Genomic DNA, 16,916 nt, shown 5'->3' with positions numbered 1-16,916 from the left:
TTTGGGTACAAAATAAAAGGGAGGTACATAGTTTATATGTATTTCCCTTTTATTTTGTATGGAATCGTTCCAAAGATGGAAAATGAACTTTACGATTGTAGTAGTTTAGAAACCATTTGCGGAATTTGATTTGCTTGTGAAACCATACTAATTGCAACTTCAGTTAATAATTTAAACTTTAAAAAATCACTCATTTCTTGCGCCATATCTGCGTCTTCAATTCGAGATGCAGTATCTGTTAACGTCATACTTTGGCTATTTAAATTTTCAATATTAAACTGTAAACGATTTATCATTGCACCAAGGTCGGCACGATGAAGTGACTGACACGCTTTGCAAAGGCTCTTCAATTTTACGGATTGCCGCTCTTGCTTCTTGTTCTGTTGAAATCTTGATGTCATGTTGTGTAGGGGAAGGGGGAATATGTTTCGTCATATTTACTGTATGACCGATATCGTCTAATGTAATAGGGCGGTTTTGACCGTCAAATACGGATAAATCATTAAACTCAGTCGTCGCGTCAATATAGCCAATTAGTTCTGTTAAAGACAGAAACTCTTTATTCAGCGAATGACGGTTTTTATTTGAATTTGTACCGTTTGAGGATTGAACAGCTAAATCACGCATACGCTGCAAAATATTCGTCACAGTTTGAAGGGCAGCTTCTGCCGTGCGAAGCATTGATATTGCATCCTCATTATTACGAATCGCCACGCGCATACCACTTGCTCTCGCATGCATACGAGTCACAATTGCAACATTAGCGGGATTATCAGAAGCATGGTTTAACTTCTTACCAGTCGCCAAATGCTCCATTGCAACATTCATACGCTTCTCATTCTCATACAACGACTGCCTAGCATTCATACTCAAAACATTCGTACCAATACGCATAATAGACACTCCTTATAGATTGATATAGTCAGTGTTCTAAAGCTAATAAACGGTTATGAAGAGAAAAAGAGACTTATGCTCACTTTATCTTTTTGTCTTCATACACGGAACGAGAATAAAATAGGCCCTGACCGCTACTAAATATGGCTAGAGCTTCTCTTTAAGCTAAAAAAATCTTTCAATCTATCTATATAGAAAAAATAAACCTCTCTGCAAGCAGAGAGGTTTATTCAGGAAACTAACTCAAATGGCTTATTGTAATAATTTAGAAACCATTTGTGGAGTTTGGTTTGCTTGAGAAAGCATGCTGATACCAGCTTCGTTCAAGATTTTGAACTTAGTCATTTCAGACATTTCTTTCGCCATGTCAGCGTCTTCGATTTGAGAAGCTGAAGATGCCATAGTAGATTCTTGGCTCTTTAAGTTATTAACATTGAAATCAAAACGGTTTAATGTTGCACCAAGAGTGGCACGATTTTCAGCAACTGTTCTTAATGCGTCATCAATAGCTTTAATTGCACCAGTCGCATTCGTAGCATCGGCTGCATTTGCAGCATCAGCAGCATCAGTAATTTTATCTTCCCCAATTTTTACAGTTGCTTTTTCAAGTTTTAATCCAGTTAATGTAGAATCTTTTAATTGAATTTTTAGTTGTATAGTAGCATCAGATGAGTCGATTGTTTGAATAGCAACCTCTTTGTCACCACTTAATAAAGATTGATCGTTAAATTGTGTATTTTTTGCAATGTACCCAATTTGATCTTGTAATTCAGCAAATTCTTTTTGTAAAGATGCTTGGTTTCCTTTGTTGTTAGAACCAGTTGCAGATTGATTCGCAAGATCACGCATACGAAGTAAGATGTTAGATACAGAGTCTAAAGCTGAATCTGCTGTACGGATTAATGACATACCATCTTGTGTATTACGAGCAGCAACATTTAAGCCACTTTCTTTTGCACGCATACGAGTTGCGATAGCCAAACCAGCTGCATCATCGGCTGCACTGTTGATACGTTTACCGCTTGATAAACGATTCATTGCATTATTCATTTTGTCTTGGTTTTGGCGCATGTACTCTTGAGTACGCATGCTGTTAATGTTTGTATTAATTCTCATGTTAAGAACCCCCATTTTTTTATATTGACTTTTCTGCAAATTGAAAAACGGTAATATGCGAAAAAATCAATTTCGAGATTTATTGTAATCCCTGCCATAGCGGGTGTCAACTAAAAATTCGAATTAATAAATATAAAAAAATAACAGTTTAACAATATATTCATTTTTTTATTACATAATTATTAAAAGGATTATTGCAAACTTTAAAAAAAAACTCTAATATTAGATTATCTTTGTTTACCGAAAAGGTGATATTATGATAGTTGGAAATATAGTAAAAGAAGTGCTTGCATATAAGAAAGGGCAAATTCAGCAAAAGCTAAGTAGTCCACAAGCATTCGTTAGTAGTCGTTTTCAAGAGAAGTTGCAGAGTGAACCTGCGAAGGAGACGAAGGCTACTACGCAGCCGGCAAACATAGAAGATATGAGTCAGCCGGTACAATCTACGAAAATAGAAGCGGTTGTTAATAAACCCGTAGAAACTATTAATAAAGTAGAGGAAGCGAGTAAGCCTGAAGAAAAGGCTGAAACGAAGAAAGCAGATGAAGTGCAAGTTGCGCAAAAAGAGTTTGAACGACGTTTCCCAGAAACGAAAAATGAGGCTGCTGATACGTGGGAATTAACGAAGAAGTATAATATTCAAAAAATACGTTCTTCCAATGAAGGGAAGTATGAGGATATTATTGATCGTGTAAGTCGTACATATGGAATTCCGAAAACGTTAATTCAAAAAATGATTGAAGTAGAGTCTAATTTTAATCCGAAAACGGTGTCACATGCCGGTGCGATGGGACTTATGCAGCTTATGCCAGCGAATGTGAAGGAGATGGGTGTGAAGAATCCCTTTTCACCAGCTGAAAGTATTGAAGGTGGCGTGAAAGAGTTAAGCGGTTATTTAAAGAAAAATAACGGCGACTTAGTATTGGCACTTGCTTCTTATAATGCTGGTCCTGGGAATGTGAGAAAGTACGGAGGCGTACCGCCATTTAAAGAAACGCAAGGATATATTAAAAAAATATTAAATATCGACGTTTCAAAATAAGAAGTTTCATATATAGAGAGAACATGAAATTTTCGTGAACATGATATGGGAGTTGGCTAGATTTGAAATTACAAGATGATATTCCGTTAACAATTTATTTTGAAATCGGAAATACGAAAAAGAAAATTGAAGATCTGCTTCATATTACGAAAGGTACATTGTATCGTCTTGAAAATTCAACGAAAAATACGGTGCGTCTTATGCTTGAGAATGAAGAGATTGGAACCGGAAAGATTTTGACGAAGAATGGAAAGATGTACGTTGAAATCGTTGAATTGAAAAGGTAGGGAAGGGGATTGTCATGAGTGGCGAAAAATTAAGCCAAGAGCAAATTGATGCCCTGCTGAAGGCGGTAAATGAAGGCGAGGAAATGCCAGCTTTCGCACAAGAAGCAGGAAAGCAAGAGAAATTTCAAGAGTATGATTTTAATAGACCAGAGAAGTTCGGTGTTGAGCATTTACGTAGTTTGCAAGCGATTGCTTCTACGTTTGGGAAACAGACGTCACAGACGTTATCAGCGCGTATGCGTATTCCAATTGAACTAGAGCCTTCAACGGTTGAGCAAGTTCCATTTACGAGTGAGTATGTGGAGAAAATGCCGAAAGATTATTATTTATATTGCGTAATTGATCTCGGTTTACCAGAGCTTGGAGAAATTGTTATTGAGATTGATTTAGCATTTGTTATTTATATTCATGAATGTTGGCTTGGCGGAGATAGTAAGCGTAACTTTACGATGCGCAGACCGTTAACAGCATTTGAGTTTTTAACGCTTGATAATATATTCTTGCTTCTTTGTAAAAATTTAGAGCAATCATTTGAAAGTGTTGTTGCGATTGAACCGAAATTTGTAACGACGGAAACAGATCCGAATGCATTAAAGATTACGACAGCGAGCGATATCATTTCATTACTTAACGTAAATATGAAAACAGATTTTTGGAATACGACGGTGCGTATCGGAATTCCATTCTTATCTGTTGAAGAAATTATGGATAAGTTAACGTCTGAAAATATTGTCGAACATTCTTCAGACAAGCGTAAAAAGTATACGTCTGAAGTGGAAATGAAAGTAAATCAAGTGTACAAACCTGTTCACGTTGCAATTGGTGAGCAGAAAATGACAATGAGTGAGATTGAACAAATTGAAGAAGGCGATATTATTCCGCTTCATACGAAAGTTTCGGATGAATTACTTGGTTATGTAGATGGAAAGCATAAATTTAATTGTTTTATTGGAAAAGATGGAACGCGTAAGGCGCTCCTATTTAAAAGTTTTGTAGAGTAGGAGGATCCATATGAAGCATGAAGTATCTCCCGTGTCATTAATGGGATTAGAAGATTTTGCAGGAAAGCGAAATGAAGCAGGTAAAGCACATATTGATACTGTTTCAGATATTTCGATTGAACTTGGTGTAAAGCTTGGAAAGTCATCTATTACACTTGGTGATGTAAAGCAGTTAAAAGTTGGCGATGTTCTTGAAGTAGAGAAAAACTTAGGACATAAAGTAGATGTGTATTTAAGTAATATGAAAGTCGGCATCGGTGAAGCAATCGTAATGGACGAGAAATTCGGTATTATCATTTCTGAAATTGAAGCTGATAAGAAACAAGCGGCGCTTATGAAAGCGCAAAGTCAAATGCAAGATAAAGAGTAGAGGAGGAGTCATATGTCGTATATGACGACCTTATTTCAAGTCGTTTTACTGTTTGGTGCGCTCGGTTACGGTGCATATTATATGACGAAAAAGACGCGCAAACAGCAGTTTTTTAAGCAGGGTGAAAATGGCCATATTCAAGTAAAAGACGGCGTTTATTTAAATCATCAAACGAGTGCCTTTTTATTTGAAGTGGACGGAAAGCAAGTGTTCACTGTTATTAGTAATAACGGTGTGCAGTCTGTGCAATTAACCGGAACAGGAAATCAGTTTCAACAAGCACTAGAAGACGCGGTGAAGAGTGAAACGAAAAAAGTAGAGGATCCATCATGAGAATAAAGAAACAGTTATCATTATTAGCCGTTATTTTCGTATTTTCTATCGTTTTTTCAATTATTTTTGTAAATCCAGCGTATGCAGCCCCGAACGGTTTTATTAATTTCGAAAATGGAAAAGAGTTTACGAGTAATTCAAGCGTACAACTATTTGCGCTCGTTACCCTTTTATCATTATCTTCTTCTATCGTTCTATTATTTACACATTTTACTTATTTTATGATCGTTCTAGGGATTACACGTCAAGGACTTGGGGTAATGAATTTACCACCAAACCAAGTGCTTGTTGGACTTGCATTATTTTTATCACTCTTTACGATGCAGCCTGTACTCGGGCAACTGAAGAGTGATGTGTGGGATCCGATGACGAAAGAGAAAATAACAGTAAGTCAAGCTGCGGAAACGACAGCTCCTATTATGAAAGAATATATGTCAAAGCATACGTATAAGCATGATTTAAAAATGATGCTGAAAGTACGCGGAGAAGAGTTGCCGAAAGATTTAAAGGATCTTTCCTTATTTACACTCGTACCATCCTTTACGTTAACGCAAATTCAAAAAGGGTTACTTACAGGGATGTTCATTTATTTAGCGTTTGTATTTATAGATTTGATTATTAGTACACTTTTAATGTACCTCGGGATGATGATGGTACCGCCGATGATTTTAAGTTTACCGTTTAAAATACTCGTTTTCGTATATTTAGGTGGATATACAAAAATCGTCGATATTATGTTTAAGACGGTCGCCTGAAGCGCTGGATGCTATGTGATAGGAGTCATATAAATGAATACGTCACCAATTATAGATATTTTCCAAACCTTTTTTTATAAAGGGGTTATGATTTTAATGCCGATTGCCGTTGTAAGTCTGATTGTCGTTATTATTATCGCGGTTATTATGGCAATGATGCAAATTCAAGAGCAAACGCTGACGTTTTTACCGAAAATGGCGAGTATTGTCCTCGTTATTATCATTTTAGGTCCGTGGATGTTCCAAGAGTTAACGACGCTTATTTTAGATTTATTTGATAAAATCCCATCGCTATTGCGTTCGTACTAAGATAGGTGAACTGAAATGAATATGGAATTATGGGCGGCAACGTTTTTTGCGTTTTGCCGCATTACTTCATTTTTATATTTTTTACCGTTTTTCTCAGGACGATCTATTCCAGCAATGGCGAAGGTTACAGTTGGACTTGCTCTTTCAATTACAGTGGCTGATCAAGTGGATGTCTCTCACATCAAGACAGTTTGGGACGTTGCAGCTTATGCAGGAACGCAAATTGTAATTGGATTATCACTTTCAAAAATTGTAGAAATGCTGTGGAACATTCCAAAAATGGCCGGGCATATTTTAGACTTTGATATCGGTTTATCACAAGCAAGTTTGTTTGATGTAAATGCGGGCTCACAGTCTACTTTACTATCAACCATTTTTGATATATTTTTTCTCATTATTTTTATTTCACTTGGCGGCATTAATTATTTCGTTGCCACGATTTTAAAGTCGTTTCAATATACAGAGGCGATTTCAAAATTGCTGACGACTAGTTTTTTAGATAGTCTACTCGCAACGCTATTATTTGCGATCACATCAGCGGTTGAAATTGCTCTTCCGCTCATGGGAAGTTTATTCATTATTAACTTTGTTCTTATTTTAATTGCAAAAAACGCTCCGCAATTAAACGTTTTTATGAATGCATACGTAATTAAAATTACGTGCGGTATTTTGTTTATTGCGATGAGTGTACCGATGCTCGGTTATGTGTTTAAAAATATGACGGATGTATTACTTGAAGAGTATACGAAACTATTTAACTTTTTCTTAACGAAGTAGGGGGACGCGCATGGCAAAGGATAATAAAACAGAAAAGGCCACCCCGCAGAAGCGTAAAAAATCGCGTGAAGAAGGGAATATTGCCCGGAGTAAAGATTTAAATAATTTATTTTCCATTCTCGTATTAGCAGTTGTCGTTTATTTCTTCGGAGATTGGCTAGGGTTTGAGATTGCGAATTCCGTATCGGTGCTGTTTAATCAAATTGGAAAAAATACAGATTCAACCGAGTATTTTTATTTAATGGGGATTTTATTACTAAAAGTATCGGCTCCAATATTAATACTCGTATACGCTTTTCATTTATTCAATTATATGATTCAAGTCGGCTTCCTATTTTCTTCTAAAGTTATTAAGCCGAAAGCGTCACGAATTAATCCAAAAAACTATTTTACGAGACTGTTTAGTCGTAAAAGCTTAGTAGATATTTTGAAATCACTGTTTTATATGGGATTAATCGGTTACGTCGCTTACGTTCTTTTTAAAAAGAATTTAGAGAAAATCGTGAGCATGATTGGATTTAACTGGACTGCGTCACTTACTGAAATTATTAGGCAAATTAAATTTATTTTCTTAGCAATTTTAATTATTTTAATCGTTCTTTCTATTATTGATTTCATTTATCAAAAATGGGAGTACGAGCAAGATATTAAGATGAAAAAAGAAGAAGTGAAACAAGAGCATAAAGATAATGAAGGGGACCCGCAAGTAAAAGGGAAACGAAAAAACTTTATGCATGCAATCTTGCAAGGAACAATTGCGAAGAAGATGGATGGCGCAACGTTTATTGTAAACAACCCGACTCATATTTCGGTCGTACTTCGTTACAATAAACACGTTGATGCAGCACCAATTGTCGTTGCAAAAGGGGAAGATGAGCTCGCATTATATATACGAACGCTTGCCCGTGAACAAGAAATACCAATGGTGGAAAACCGTCCGCTTGCTCGTTCTTTATATTATCAAGTCGAGGAAGATGAGACGATTCCAGAAGATTTATACGTAGCTGTAATTGAAGTTATGCGCTATTTAATTCAGACGAACGAACTTGAAGTATAATAGCGCGTTTGGAGGAGATCTCTTTGTTTAAGATAGAGTCTGCAAGAACCTATTTTTCTATCTTTTTAGCAGCGTCATTCGTAGTGGCGCTCTTAATTCCACTTCCACCATTTATACTTGATATCATTATCGTTTTTCTACTAAGTATGTCAGTGCTTATTTATATGCGAGCGACAAGTATTAACGAGTGGGATGAATTAAAGTCATTTCCAACGATGTTGTTATTAATCGGGATTTTCCGCGTATCGATTAACGTTTCGACGACGCGAGCGATTTTGACAGATGGAAATGCAGGTCATGTTATTGAAGAGTTCGGCCAGTTCGTAATTGGCGGAAACTTATTAATTGGTATCGTTATTTTTACAGTATTAATCATATTCCAGTTTATCGTTGCAAACGGTGCGTCTCGTACAGCTGAAGTAGCAGCTCGTTTTACACTTGATTCTTTACCAGGGAAACAAATGTCTATCGATGCTGATTTAAACCAGCGTATTATTTCAGAAAAAGATGCACAAGCAAAACGAAAAAAATTAAATATGGAAACAGAGTTTTATGGGGCGATGGATGGTGCCGGAAAGTTCATTAAAGGGGACGTTATTTTCGGGATTGTCATTTTATTCGTAAACATTATTTTCGGTTTAATTGTCGGCATGATGCAGCAAGGGATGAGCTTTGCAGATGCGGCTCTTCATTATACACAGTTAACTGTCGGTGACGGAATCGTAAACCAAATTGGATCGCTTATGCTTGCGATTTCAACTGGTATTATCGTAACTCGTGTATTTGACGGTTCACCGGATACAGTAACAGAAGGTATCTTTAAAGAGTTATTAGCGCATGAAGTCGTTGTATATGCGCTCGGTGGTTTATTTATCGCAATGGGTATTTTTACTCCGCTACCGTTTCTACCATTCGCACTCGTTGGCGGAACAATTATCTTCTTAGGAATTCGTAATAAAAATCGAATAAAGAAAGAAAAAGAAGACGAGCTTCAAAAAGAAATAGAAATGATCCAAGGCGAAGATGAGCAACTGCAACAAGTAGAAGATTCATTTGGAGTATTTACGGATAAATATCCAATTATAGTAGAACTCGGTTTAGATTTAGCAGCACTTGTAAAGCAAAAAATTAACGGGGAAACAGCGCGTGATAAAGTTGTTCTTATGAGGAAGTCAATTATTACTGACCTTGGTATTAACGTTCCTGGAATTAACTTTAAAGATAATACGAGCTTTAGGCCACGCGGACGTTACATTATTCGAATTAAAGGTGCGAAGGCGGCTGAAGGTGTTTTAAAATCAGGTTATTTATTAGCACTGAAAACACCAAACGTAATGGCTGATTTAGATGCAGAGCCAGCGAAAGATCCAATTTTCGGTGAAGATGGATATTGGATTTTAGAGCATATGGTGCAAGATGCACAAATGAAAGGCTATCAAGTGTTAGAGCCACTTAGCATATTAATTACACATTTAGATGTTGTCGTTAGACGTAATCTTCACGAATTAATTCAGCGCCAACATGTAAAAGACTTAATTAACTCGCTTGAAAATGATAATGGCGTTCTATTAGAAGAGATTAAGAAGAAAGAAATTGATTTATCACTCGTTCAAAATGTTATTAAACAACTTCTAAAAGAAGGTATTTCTATTCGTGATTTACCAACAATTATTGAAGGTATTATTGACGGCAAAGAAATTTATCAAAACCACGTTGATGGTGTGACATCATTTGTTCGTGAATGTATTTCAAAAGTTATTTGTGAAAATGCGAAAAATCCAGACGGAAAAATATATGCAGCGCTCTTCTCTGATTCAATTGAGTTAGATGCGGATGTTGTGAATAATTCATATCAAGGTTACCTATTAAACTGGGATTTAGATTTAGAAACACGTGTCGTTGAGCAAGTGCAGCGCGTCTTTAAGCAAGCACGTTTAATGGGAAGAGAACCAGTGTTATTAACACGTAGAAAAGATTTTAGATTTGCGATTGTAAGACTGCTAGAACGTTATCAAGTGGAAGCACAAGTACTTTGTATTAGCGAATTAGCACCAGAAATTGTTGTGGATCAAATTGCCTATATTGAATAGTAGGGGGTGAAGTAATGGAAAGTACAGAAAAAAAAGAAGCGTTAATGCGAATAAAAGCAGCTTCGAAAAATGAATTGTATCGAAAGTTATTTGACCAATATGGTACAGATTATTATTACGTTGTCGATGAAAGTGTAAAACGAAATATACCGTTTTTTTGGAAAAAGGATTATGAAATGTTAGTTGCTTTTCCAGAAGAAAAACAGGAAGAAGTGAATGAAGGTACAGCTCAATTTCATGAACAGTTAATGGATGTTGTGAATGATCCTTCAGAACAAATTGTGAAGGCGAATGGAATTCAATCAGTACTGCACAATTTAGAAAACGTAACGACTTCTATGTCATACGCGGCGATGCAAACAGGAAATAGTGAAGAATGGGCAAGAAAAAAAGAGAAACTATTAAAGCTGTTTGAAAAAGGAATCGTCGTTGTGAAACCGATGAAAGAAACGGAAGTAACGAAAGTAACGAAAAAGAAAAAAGTTGTGAAACAAGTCGTTCCAGTAAAGAAAGAAGAAGTAGCTCCAAATAAAGAAAATCAAGAATCTGTACCGTTTATTATTCAAAAAGTAATTCGGATGCTAGAACAAAACGATGTGGAACAATATTTCATTCATGCATATGCTGAAAAGTTAAAAATAAAGTTTGAAAATGCAACGATGATTACGGAAGAAGAAGTTATCAGGTACATATTGGAAGATATGAAATCTCATTTCAATACGGAAAACGTCTTTGAAAAAGAAGTACAAACAATTGCATTAATCGGTCCAACTGGCGTTGGTAAAACGACGACACTCGCGAAAATGGCATGGCAATTTCACGGTAAGAAAAAAACAGTTGGTTTTATAACGACAGATCATTCGCGCATAGGAACAGTACAGCAATTGCAAGATAACGTAAAGACAATTGGATCTGAAGTAATTGCTGTGCGTGATGAAGCTGCAATGACAAGAGCGCTTACGTATTTTAAAGAAGAAGCACGCGTCGATTATATTTTAATTGATACAGCCGGAAAAAATTATCGTACGTCAGAAACAGTGGAAGAAATGATTGAAACGATGGGACAAGTAGAACCAGATTATATTTGTTTAACGTTATCAGCTTCTATGAAAAGTAAAGATATGATTGAAATCATTACAAACTTTAAAGATATTCATATAGATGGTATTGTGTTTACGAAATTTGATGAAACAGCAAGTAGTGGCGAATTGTTGAAAATTCCAGCAGTATCATCAGCTCCTATTGTATTAATGACAGATGGCCAAGACATAAAGAAAAATATACATATCGCTACAGCTGAACATTTAGCAAAACAAATGTTACAAACATCGTAGAAAAGAGGTGAAGAATAAGGCGCTTGCCTTATTCAAACGAATATGAACGGTCTTTATATAGGTTCTATGGGCATGATGAATTACATGCAGCGCATTAATGTTCATTCGAATAACGTTGCAAATGCTCAAACGACAGGATTTAAAGCAGAAAATATGACGTCTAAAGTATTTGATGTACAAGACACATATCGCCGCGGAGATGGGGCGGTAACAAATATCGGTTCGGTCGATTACGCTGTAGTACCAGCTGCAACGCATGTGAATTTAGTACAAGGAAATATACAAATGACAAATAGCGCTACAGATTTCTTTTTAGATGACGGCGCGGCCGGCACAACATCATTTTTCGTTACTTCTAAAAATGATGAAACGTTTTTAACGAGAGATGGTAGTTTCACATTAAATAGTGATCGTTATTTACAAACGTCATCTGGTGCTTTCGTAATGGGAGAGAATAATGAGCGTATTCGTATTCCAGAAGGAGCAAAGGTTGCTGTACAAGCAGATGGTACATTATATGATGAGGTAACACAAAATAATATTGCTCGTTTGCAAACAAAAACAGTAGATGCCGAAACGAATGCTCGTCTTGTGCAAAGAGAGAACAAAAGCTTTACACTAGCAGAAGGAAACATTGCTAATTTACCGAACGGAACAGGAATAGTAAAAAATCATATGCTAGAAAATTCAAATGTAGATATGACGAAAGAGATGGTAGATCTTATGACAGATCAAAAGATGATTCAAGCATCACAGCGCGTTATGACGTCATTTGATAAAATTTATGAAAAAGAAGCGAATGAAATATTGAGATAGTGGACTCCTAATAAAGGAGTCTTTTATTAATTTTAAATTTCAGAATTATCAATTGACTTCACGGAGTTTCTTTTTTATATTAGTAGGTATAACTATAACTACTAAAGAGGTGAGAGTATGACAACGGCATTATATTTAGAAGATGCATACAAAACGAGTTGCGAAACAGAAGTGATAAGAGTAGAAGGGAATAAAGTATTTGTAAAAGAAACAGTTTTTTATCCAACTGGTGGAGGACAGGAATGTGATACGGGTGTCATTGTACAAGATGGGTCTGTATTTGAAGTTGAAAAAGTAAAGAAGGAGCAAGGAGAAATAGTTCACTATATAAAAGATGAAGCTCAAGTAAAGTTAGGTCCAGTTAAATTAGAGATAAATTGGGAAAGACGTCATAATTTAATGCGTCATCACTCTTTACTGCATCTTATCGGAGCTGTTGTTTATGAAAAGTATGGAGCTCTATGCACCGGAAATCAAATTTATCCTGATAAAGCACGTATCGACTTTAATGAGTTACAAGAGTTATCGAGCGTGGAAGTAGAAGAAATTGTTGAGGAAGTGAATAAACTTATTAAGCAAAATAAAGAAATTTCCACTCGTTATATGAGCCGCGAAGAAGCAGAAAATGCTGTAGGAATGATTAAAACAGCAATAAATCTCCTGCCAACTACTATCCAAGAAATCCGCATTGTTACAATTGAAGATTTAGACGAACAAGCTTGTGGAGGCACACATGTGAAAAATACGAATGAAATAGGAACACTTGTTATTGATAAAGTAAAAAGTAAAGGGAAGCAAAATCGTCGTTTTGAAGTAAGAGCGATTTAGATTGTGAGGGGTTACCGATGGATGAAATTATAAAGGAATTACAAAAGTTAGGATTTTCCCAATATGAATGTAAAGCGTATATTGGATTGTTAAAACATTCCCCAGTAACAGGCTATGAAGTAAGTAAACAAACAGGAGTACCTCGTTCTATGATTTACGAGGTACTCGGTAAGTTAATGGATAAAGGAGCGGTGCATATTGTACCTTCTGAACCAGTTAAATATGTACCAGTACCAGCTACGGAATTAATGAATCGAATGCGAAAAGACTTTGAGAAGTCCTTTGAGTTTTTAGACCAGAAATTAAATGGTTTAGAACAAGAAAGACAGATTGATGTAATTTCGCATATTCGCTCAAATGATCGTGTTTTAAAAGAAATATGCAATATAATTGGTAGAGCAAAGGAAGAGTTATGGATTTCTGTATGGGAAGATCAAGTGCATGAAATTGAGCCATACATACATCAAAAGGAAGAGGAAGGTGTGAATATATTCTCAATCTTATTTGGAGCTCCAGAAACAAAGATAGGAGCGACATTTCACCATAATTATATGACGCCCCACGTTGTTGAAAAGAGAATGGGTGGTCATTTAACTGTTATTGCTCGTGATGGAGAGGAAGTATTAATTGCGAACTTTTCAAATGATAGCACTTCATGGGCCGTTACAACGTATGACCCAGCGCTAGTTCTCGTTGCTACAGAGTATGTGCGGCACGATATTATGGTTGAAGAAATCACGAAGGAATTTGGGGCGGATAAGTTAGATACGTTATGGCGTGAAAATATAGATTTAGTTCATGTCGTAACAGGAAAACGAACTTTAGAAGGAATGGAGGATGATAGAGATGAGTAAAGCTCAGGCACATGTAGCTTTGCAGAGTGATGATACATTTCAGCAAGGAGTAAAAGATTGTTTACCAACTGTATTTGGTTACTTGAGCATCGGTATAGCAGCTGGTGTAATTGCAAAAACAGCTGGTTTCTCCATCATTGAAATTGCGTTTATGTCCACTTTAATTTATGCAGGTTCTGCCCAATTTATATTAGCTGGTATGTATGCAGCCGGTGCTCCTGCTTCCGCAATTATTTTTACTGTATTTTTTGTTAACTTGCGCCACCTTCTTATGAGTGCTGCGCTTGCGCCATACTTTATGAAACTGCCTCTATTTAAAAACTTACTAATCGGTTCTCAAATTACAGATGAAACGTTCGGTGTTGCAGTGCAGCATGCAGCGCAAAAAGGATATTTAGGCGAAAGATGGATGATTGGGCTAAATGTAACGGCTTATTTAAACTGGATTCTTGCTACTATTATCGGCGGGCTATTTGGTGAGTGGATACCAGATCCACATACATACGGGATGGATTATGCATTACCAGCAATGTTTATCGGATTATTTGTACTTCAGCTCATAAGTAGTAAACCAAAGCTAGCAATTCATTTAAGTGTTGCAATTGTAGCGATTATTATCGCATACGTTTCACACTTATTTATGCCAGATAGTATAGCGGTTATTATCGCAACATTATTAGCTGCGACGATTGGAGTGGTGATTGAAAAATGGAAATGAGATTAGACGTATTATTACTTTTATTAGCAGCAGGAGCTGTTACACTCGTGCCACGTATTTTACCTCTACTCGTATTTAGTAAACTACAAATTCCAGACTGGGGTTTAAAATGGTTAAATTACATACCAATTGCAATATTAGCAGCACTTCTAGCACAAGTTTTATTTATGCACGAGACGATGCAGTGGGATTATCTTATTGCAGCAATTCCAACATTTCTTGTAGCGATATATACTCGTAGTTTATTAGGTACAGTATTAACAGGAGTGATTGTGATTATTTTGTTACGTTTCTTTTTCTAAAAAGGATTACGCTCATATCATAGCGAAAAGTGTAATAACATAAAAAATATAGGGGTGGTGTTATGATACTTTTAACGATAGGAGCAATTTTGTTAACGTTGTTTATTTTCTTTATTATCGGTTTCGTTACGTTTATGATGTTTGTTGATAAGGCGACACCTCAAATATATTATACACCTTGTGAATCAGTGACAGTGAAAACTAAAGGTAAACATAGAAGGAAGAAAAGTTGAATGTTAGCTTTTCTTCCTTCTTCTATTACATCCCCGAAATAACTAACAACAATAATCCAAATAAAAAACTAGTCAAGGAAAGAAAACCGATACATATGGAGAATACACGATTATTTCCCCATTCACGCCAGAAAATTATAAAACCTAAAATACAAAGGAAAAACCAAATGGGTAAGAATATGAACTCACTAACTTTCTCGGGGAGTAGCGAATAAAAAGTTGTTACATATAAGATCCAATTAGTAAAAAATAAAAGGCAAACGATAATAGATTGTAAGTAGGGGCGGTTGAAAAATCCTCCTTTTTTTACGGTTATAAAAATGATAGTTAGCGCTGAGATAAAGGCAATGAGTATGAAAACAGGTAAGAGTAATGTCAGCGTCATTTGAGTCTCCTTCATAAGCTTGTTTTTATCCTGCATTAACGGGCAGTAAGACCCCCTCCTCAAAATTCAGCGTAAGAAAAGAGGTTATGTGGGGGATGAACAACCCCCACTGATTAAAGTTTCACTTTACAAGAAATGAATCTATTAAATTGTATGCTTGTTTTGTAGAGTGCTCGTTATATTTTTCAGTGTAAGGATTTAGAAATCCATGTTCACCGTGTAGTTGTTTTATTTCTAATAAAGGGTTATTCTGTTGCTGCAATGTTTGAATGAAAGAGGATACTGAAAAACTAGCTTCTTTTTCAGGGAATATAAGTAGTGTAGCGCATGTAGGCTTTATGTGAACATAGTCGCGTATACGAGAACCGTAACATCCGATAATAAAATTTATTTTCGGATTGTTACTACATAGCCATGAGATGGTAGCTCCAACACTAAAGCCGATAAGTCCAATATGTGTATAACTACTAGAAAGATGAGAAATGAATTCTTCAATTTGCTTTTTTCCATCATCAAATCCAATATGATTTACAAAATGTTCATATGCCTTTTCTTCATCACGATAATGAAATACATGTTGTAAGTGTAGAAGATTAGGACAGAATACGTCTATATGAGATGAAGTAAAGTGCTGGGTAACGTGATGCATATGGTCGTTCACACCATATATTTCATGAACAATAACGAGAGCTAATTTTTCCTTCATAGTTATAAAGTACCTCTATGAAACTTAAATTCTTTCTCAACAAGACAAATACGCAGGTGGAAGTTTTCATACCATTGCTCACGACCTCTTTTTTTCGCTTCTTTATGTAAGGTGTTCTTCTTCCAATTTTCAATCGCATCAAGTGATTCCCAATAAGAAATTGTTATTCCGAGTCCAGAATTACCTCGTGCACTTTCTACACCTAAAAATCCAGATTGTTGCTTTGCAAGTTTCTCCATTTCTTCGGCAACGGTATTATAGTCAGTTGTATCATTTGATAAATTAGAAGTGAATATAACTGCATAATAAGGCTTGTTTTTTTCTAAATTAGATGCCATTATTTTTCCCCCTTAATGTATAGTACGAATAATTAATCCATAGTTTGTATTTTAGCAGGTCACAAAAAGAAAAGAAGTAGAAAATTCTTATTTTTTCAGCTCATGTAAAATAAAGGATTGAAGAACTTTATAATAAGTAATCTGAAAGAAGAAAAATGCCACTTCAAAAGAGAAGTGGCATTTCTTATATTTCCTCTAAGCTATTAACTGGAACAGTTAATTCGCGTCCTGGGTTTTTTACTTCATATATGCGGGCGGTTTCATTGCTTTCATCGACGTGTTGAATCATAACAGGCATGCCTTGAAAATTGACATTGGCTTGTTCTGCTGACATAGAAAGCTCTATTGCACGTTGTATATTCATTTATATT

21 protein-coding genes and 2 pseudogenes are annotated in these 16,916 nt (G+C 35.8%); 17 read left to right on the top strand and 6 right to left on the bottom strand.

Annotated features, from left to right (window positions below; all coding sequences use genetic code 11):
• Positions 1-89: 89 nt before the first annotated feature.
• A pseudogene (locus tag QCI79_RS04190) lies at positions 90-894 on the bottom strand (flagellin N-terminal helical domain-containing protein).
• A gap of 252 nt (positions 895-1,146) precedes the next feature.
• On the bottom strand, positions 1,147-2,010 hold the full coding sequence (locus tag QCI79_RS04185) for a flagellin N-terminal helical domain-containing protein (protein WP_021728679.1): 864 nt from the start codon (positions 2,008-2,010) through the stop codon (positions 1,147-1,149).
• Positions 2,011-2,266: 256 nt separating this feature from the next.
• Between QCI79_RS04185 and QCI79_RS04180 the strand changes: the two are divergent.
• The 17 genes and pseudogenes from QCI79_RS04180 to QCI79_RS04100 form a co-directional block, all read left to right on the top strand.
• Positions 2,267-3,031 (top strand): annotated as a pseudogene (locus QCI79_RS04180) (lytic transglycosylase domain-containing protein); the annotation flags it as partial.
• 83 nt (positions 3,032-3,114) lie between these two features.
• The gene (locus tag QCI79_RS04175; RefSeq protein ID WP_000775712.1) at positions 3,115-3,339 is read left to right on the top strand and encodes a flagellar motor switch protein FliN; all 225 of its coding nucleotides are present in this window, start codon (positions 3,115-3,117) and stop codon (positions 3,337-3,339) included.
• Positions 3,340-3,353: 14 nt separating this feature from the next.
• Complete coding sequence (fliM, locus tag QCI79_RS04170; protein WP_000012356.1) at positions 3,354-4,340, top strand: flagellar motor switch protein FliM; 987 nt, start codon at positions 3,354-3,356, stop codon at positions 4,338-4,340.
• A 10-nt stretch (positions 4,341-4,350) separates the two neighbouring features.
• Complete coding sequence (gene fliN, locus QCI79_RS04165) at positions 4,351-4,710, top strand: flagellar motor switch protein FliN (RefSeq protein WP_000680010.1); 360 nt, start codon at positions 4,351-4,353, stop codon at positions 4,708-4,710.
• A 12-nt stretch (positions 4,711-4,722) separates the two neighbouring features.
• Positions 4,723-5,043, top strand: a complete 321-nt coding sequence (locus tag QCI79_RS04160; RefSeq protein WP_000121176.1) for a hypothetical protein — start codon at positions 4,723-4,725, stop codon at positions 5,041-5,043.
• Positions 5,040-5,798, top strand: a complete 759-nt coding sequence (locus QCI79_RS04155; protein ID WP_001220582.1) for a flagellar type III secretion system pore protein FliP — start codon at positions 5,040-5,042, stop codon at positions 5,796-5,798. Before QCI79_RS04160 ends, QCI79_RS04155 begins: the two co-directional genes overlap by 4 nt.
• Before the next feature lie 33 nt (positions 5,799-5,831).
• Positions 5,832-6,107: a flagellar biosynthetic protein FliQ gene (locus QCI79_RS04150; protein WP_001098081.1), complete on the top strand. Its 276-nt coding sequence runs from the start codon at positions 5,832-5,834 to the stop codon at positions 6,105-6,107.
• A 15-nt stretch (positions 6,108-6,122) separates the two neighbouring features.
• A complete protein-coding gene (locus QCI79_RS04145) occupies positions 6,123-6,884 on the top strand; it encodes a flagellar biosynthetic protein FliR (RefSeq protein ID WP_001055718.1) in 762 nt (253 codons plus the stop codon).
• 10 nt (positions 6,885-6,894) lie between these two features.
• On the top strand, positions 6,895-7,941 hold the full coding sequence (gene flhB, locus QCI79_RS04140; RefSeq protein WP_001030108.1) for a flagellar type III secretion system protein FlhB: 1,047 nt from the start codon (positions 6,895-6,897) through the stop codon (positions 7,939-7,941).
• A gap of 23 nt (positions 7,942-7,964) precedes the next feature.
• Positions 7,965-10,031 carry a flagellar biosynthesis protein FlhA gene (gene flhA, locus QCI79_RS04135; protein WP_000472585.1) on the top strand — a complete coding sequence of 689 codons (2,067 nt, stop codon included), beginning with the start codon at positions 7,965-7,967 and terminating at the stop codon, positions 10,029-10,031.
• 14 nt (positions 10,032-10,045) lie between these two features.
• Positions 10,046-11,365 (top strand): flagellar biosynthesis GTPase FlhF, encoded by a 1,320-nt coding sequence (gene flhF / locus QCI79_RS04130; RefSeq protein WP_000446172.1) that lies wholly within the window; start codon positions 10,046-10,048, stop codon positions 11,363-11,365.
• Between the two features lie 42 nt (positions 11,366-11,407).
• Positions 11,408-12,181 carry a flagellar basal-body rod protein FlgG gene (locus QCI79_RS04125; RefSeq protein WP_021728680.1) on the top strand — a complete coding sequence of 258 codons (774 nt, stop codon included), beginning with the start codon at positions 11,408-11,410 and terminating at the stop codon, positions 12,179-12,181.
• Between the two features lie 117 nt (positions 12,182-12,298).
• Positions 12,299-13,009 carry an alanyl-tRNA editing protein gene (locus QCI79_RS04120; RefSeq protein ID WP_003312869.1) on the top strand — a complete coding sequence of 237 codons (711 nt, stop codon included), beginning with the start codon at positions 12,299-12,301 and terminating at the stop codon, positions 13,007-13,009.
• A 17-nt stretch (positions 13,010-13,026) separates the two neighbouring features.
• Entirely contained in the window at positions 13,027-13,863 is an 837-nt protein-coding gene (locus QCI79_RS04115) for a TrmB family transcriptional regulator (protein ID WP_000343381.1), read from the top strand.
• Positions 13,856-14,581: an AzlC family ABC transporter permease gene (locus QCI79_RS04110; RefSeq protein ID WP_000030475.1), complete on the top strand. Its 726-nt coding sequence runs from the start codon at positions 13,856-13,858 to the stop codon at positions 14,579-14,581. The genes QCI79_RS04115 and QCI79_RS04110 overlap by 8 nt, the downstream gene beginning before the upstream one ends.
• Positions 14,572-14,883: an AzlD domain-containing protein gene (locus tag QCI79_RS04105; RefSeq protein ID WP_000425942.1), complete on the top strand. Its 312-nt coding sequence runs from the start codon at positions 14,572-14,574 to the stop codon at positions 14,881-14,883. The genes QCI79_RS04110 and QCI79_RS04105 overlap by 10 nt, the downstream gene beginning before the upstream one ends.
• A gap of 62 nt (positions 14,884-14,945) precedes the next feature.
• Entirely contained in the window at positions 14,946-15,116 is a 171-nt protein-coding gene (locus QCI79_RS04100; RefSeq protein ID WP_000602244.1) for a DUF3951 domain-containing protein, read from the top strand.
• A gap of 25 nt (positions 15,117-15,141) precedes the next feature.
• On the opposite strand, the gene QCI79_RS04095 is transcribed toward QCI79_RS04100, so the two are convergent.
• The 4 genes from QCI79_RS04095 to QCI79_RS04080 form a co-directional block, all read right to left on the bottom strand.
• A complete protein-coding gene (locus tag QCI79_RS04095; protein WP_023901494.1) occupies positions 15,142-15,501 on the bottom strand; it encodes a hypothetical protein in 360 nt (119 codons plus the stop codon).
• 121 nt (positions 15,502-15,622) lie between these two features.
• Positions 15,623-16,207 (bottom strand): dienelactone hydrolase family protein, encoded by a 585-nt coding sequence (locus tag QCI79_RS04090; protein WP_021728682.1) that lies wholly within the window; start codon positions 16,205-16,207, stop codon positions 15,623-15,625.
• A gap of 2 nt (positions 16,208-16,209) precedes the next feature.
• Positions 16,210-16,545, bottom strand: coding sequence for an antibiotic biosynthesis monooxygenase family protein (locus QCI79_RS04085; protein WP_003312864.1), 336 nt, complete (start codon positions 16,543-16,545; stop codon positions 16,210-16,212).
• 184 nt (positions 16,546-16,729) lie between these two features.
• Complete coding sequence (locus QCI79_RS04080) at positions 16,730-16,909, bottom strand: H-type small acid-soluble spore protein (protein ID WP_001025731.1); 180 nt, start codon at positions 16,907-16,909, stop codon at positions 16,730-16,732.
• Between the last annotated feature and the right edge of the window lie 7 nt (positions 16,910-16,916).

This window comes from Bacillus cereus group sp. MG1, from assembly GCF_040460035.1.
GTDB lineage: Bacteria > Bacillota > Bacilli > Bacillales > Bacillaceae_G > Bacillus_A > Bacillus_A cereus.
This window is presented reverse-complemented; position numbering and strand designations above follow the sequence as displayed.

Bases quoted from the DNA above. Each gene is read 5' to 3' on its own strand.
- QCI79_RS04185 (WP_021728679.1), bottom strand. From the start codon at position 2,010: ATGAGAATTAATACAAACATTAACAGCATGCGTACTCAAGAGTACATG.
- fliM (WP_000012356.1), top strand. From the start codon at position 3,354: ATGAGTGGCGAAAAATTAAGCCAAGAGCAAATTGATGCCCTGCTGAAG.
- fliN (WP_000680010.1), top strand. From the start codon at position 4,351: ATGAAGCATGAAGTATCTCCCGTGTCATTAATGGGATTAGAAGATTTT.
- QCI79_RS04160 (WP_000121176.1), top strand. From the start codon at position 4,723: ATGTCGTATATGACGACCTTATTTCAAGTCGTTTTACTGTTTGGTGCG.
- QCI79_RS04155 (WP_001220582.1), top strand. From the start codon at position 5,040: ATGAGAATAAAGAAACAGTTATCATTATTAGCCGTTATTTTCGTATTT.
- QCI79_RS04150 (WP_001098081.1), top strand. From the start codon at position 5,832: ATGAATACGTCACCAATTATAGATATTTTCCAAACCTTTTTTTATAAA.
- QCI79_RS04145 (WP_001055718.1), top strand. From the start codon at position 6,123: ATGAATATGGAATTATGGGCGGCAACGTTTTTTGCGTTTTGCCGCATT.
- flhB (WP_001030108.1), top strand. From the start codon at position 6,895: ATGGCAAAGGATAATAAAACAGAAAAGGCCACCCCGCAGAAGCGTAAA.
- flhF (WP_000446172.1), top strand. From the start codon at position 10,046: ATGGAAAGTACAGAAAAAAAAGAAGCGTTAATGCGAATAAAAGCAGCT.
- QCI79_RS04125 (WP_021728680.1), top strand. From the start codon at position 11,408: ATGAACGGTCTTTATATAGGTTCTATGGGCATGATGAATTACATGCAG.
- QCI79_RS04120 (WP_003312869.1), top strand. From the start codon at position 12,299: ATGACAACGGCATTATATTTAGAAGATGCATACAAAACGAGTTGCGAA.
- QCI79_RS04115 (WP_000343381.1), top strand. From the start codon at position 13,027: ATGGATGAAATTATAAAGGAATTACAAAAGTTAGGATTTTCCCAATAT.
- QCI79_RS04110 (WP_000030475.1), top strand. From the start codon at position 13,856: ATGAGTAAAGCTCAGGCACATGTAGCTTTGCAGAGTGATGATACATTT.
- QCI79_RS04105 (WP_000425942.1), top strand. From the start codon at position 14,572: ATGGAAATGAGATTAGACGTATTATTACTTTTATTAGCAGCAGGAGCT.
- QCI79_RS04100 (WP_000602244.1), top strand. From the start codon at position 14,946: ATGATACTTTTAACGATAGGAGCAATTTTGTTAACGTTGTTTATTTTC.
- QCI79_RS04095 (WP_023901494.1), bottom strand. From the start codon at position 15,501: ATGACGCTGACATTACTCTTACCTGTTTTCATACTCATTGCCTTTATC.
- QCI79_RS04090 (WP_021728682.1), bottom strand. From the start codon at position 16,207: ATGAAGGAAAAATTAGCTCTCGTTATTGTTCATGAAATATATGGTGTG.
- QCI79_RS04085 (WP_003312864.1), bottom strand. From the start codon at position 16,545: ATGGCATCTAATTTAGAAAAAAACAAGCCTTATTATGCAGTTATATTC.
- QCI79_RS04080 (WP_001025731.1), bottom strand. From the start codon at position 16,909: ATGAATATACAACGTGCAATAGAGCTTTCTATGTCAGCAGAACAAGCC.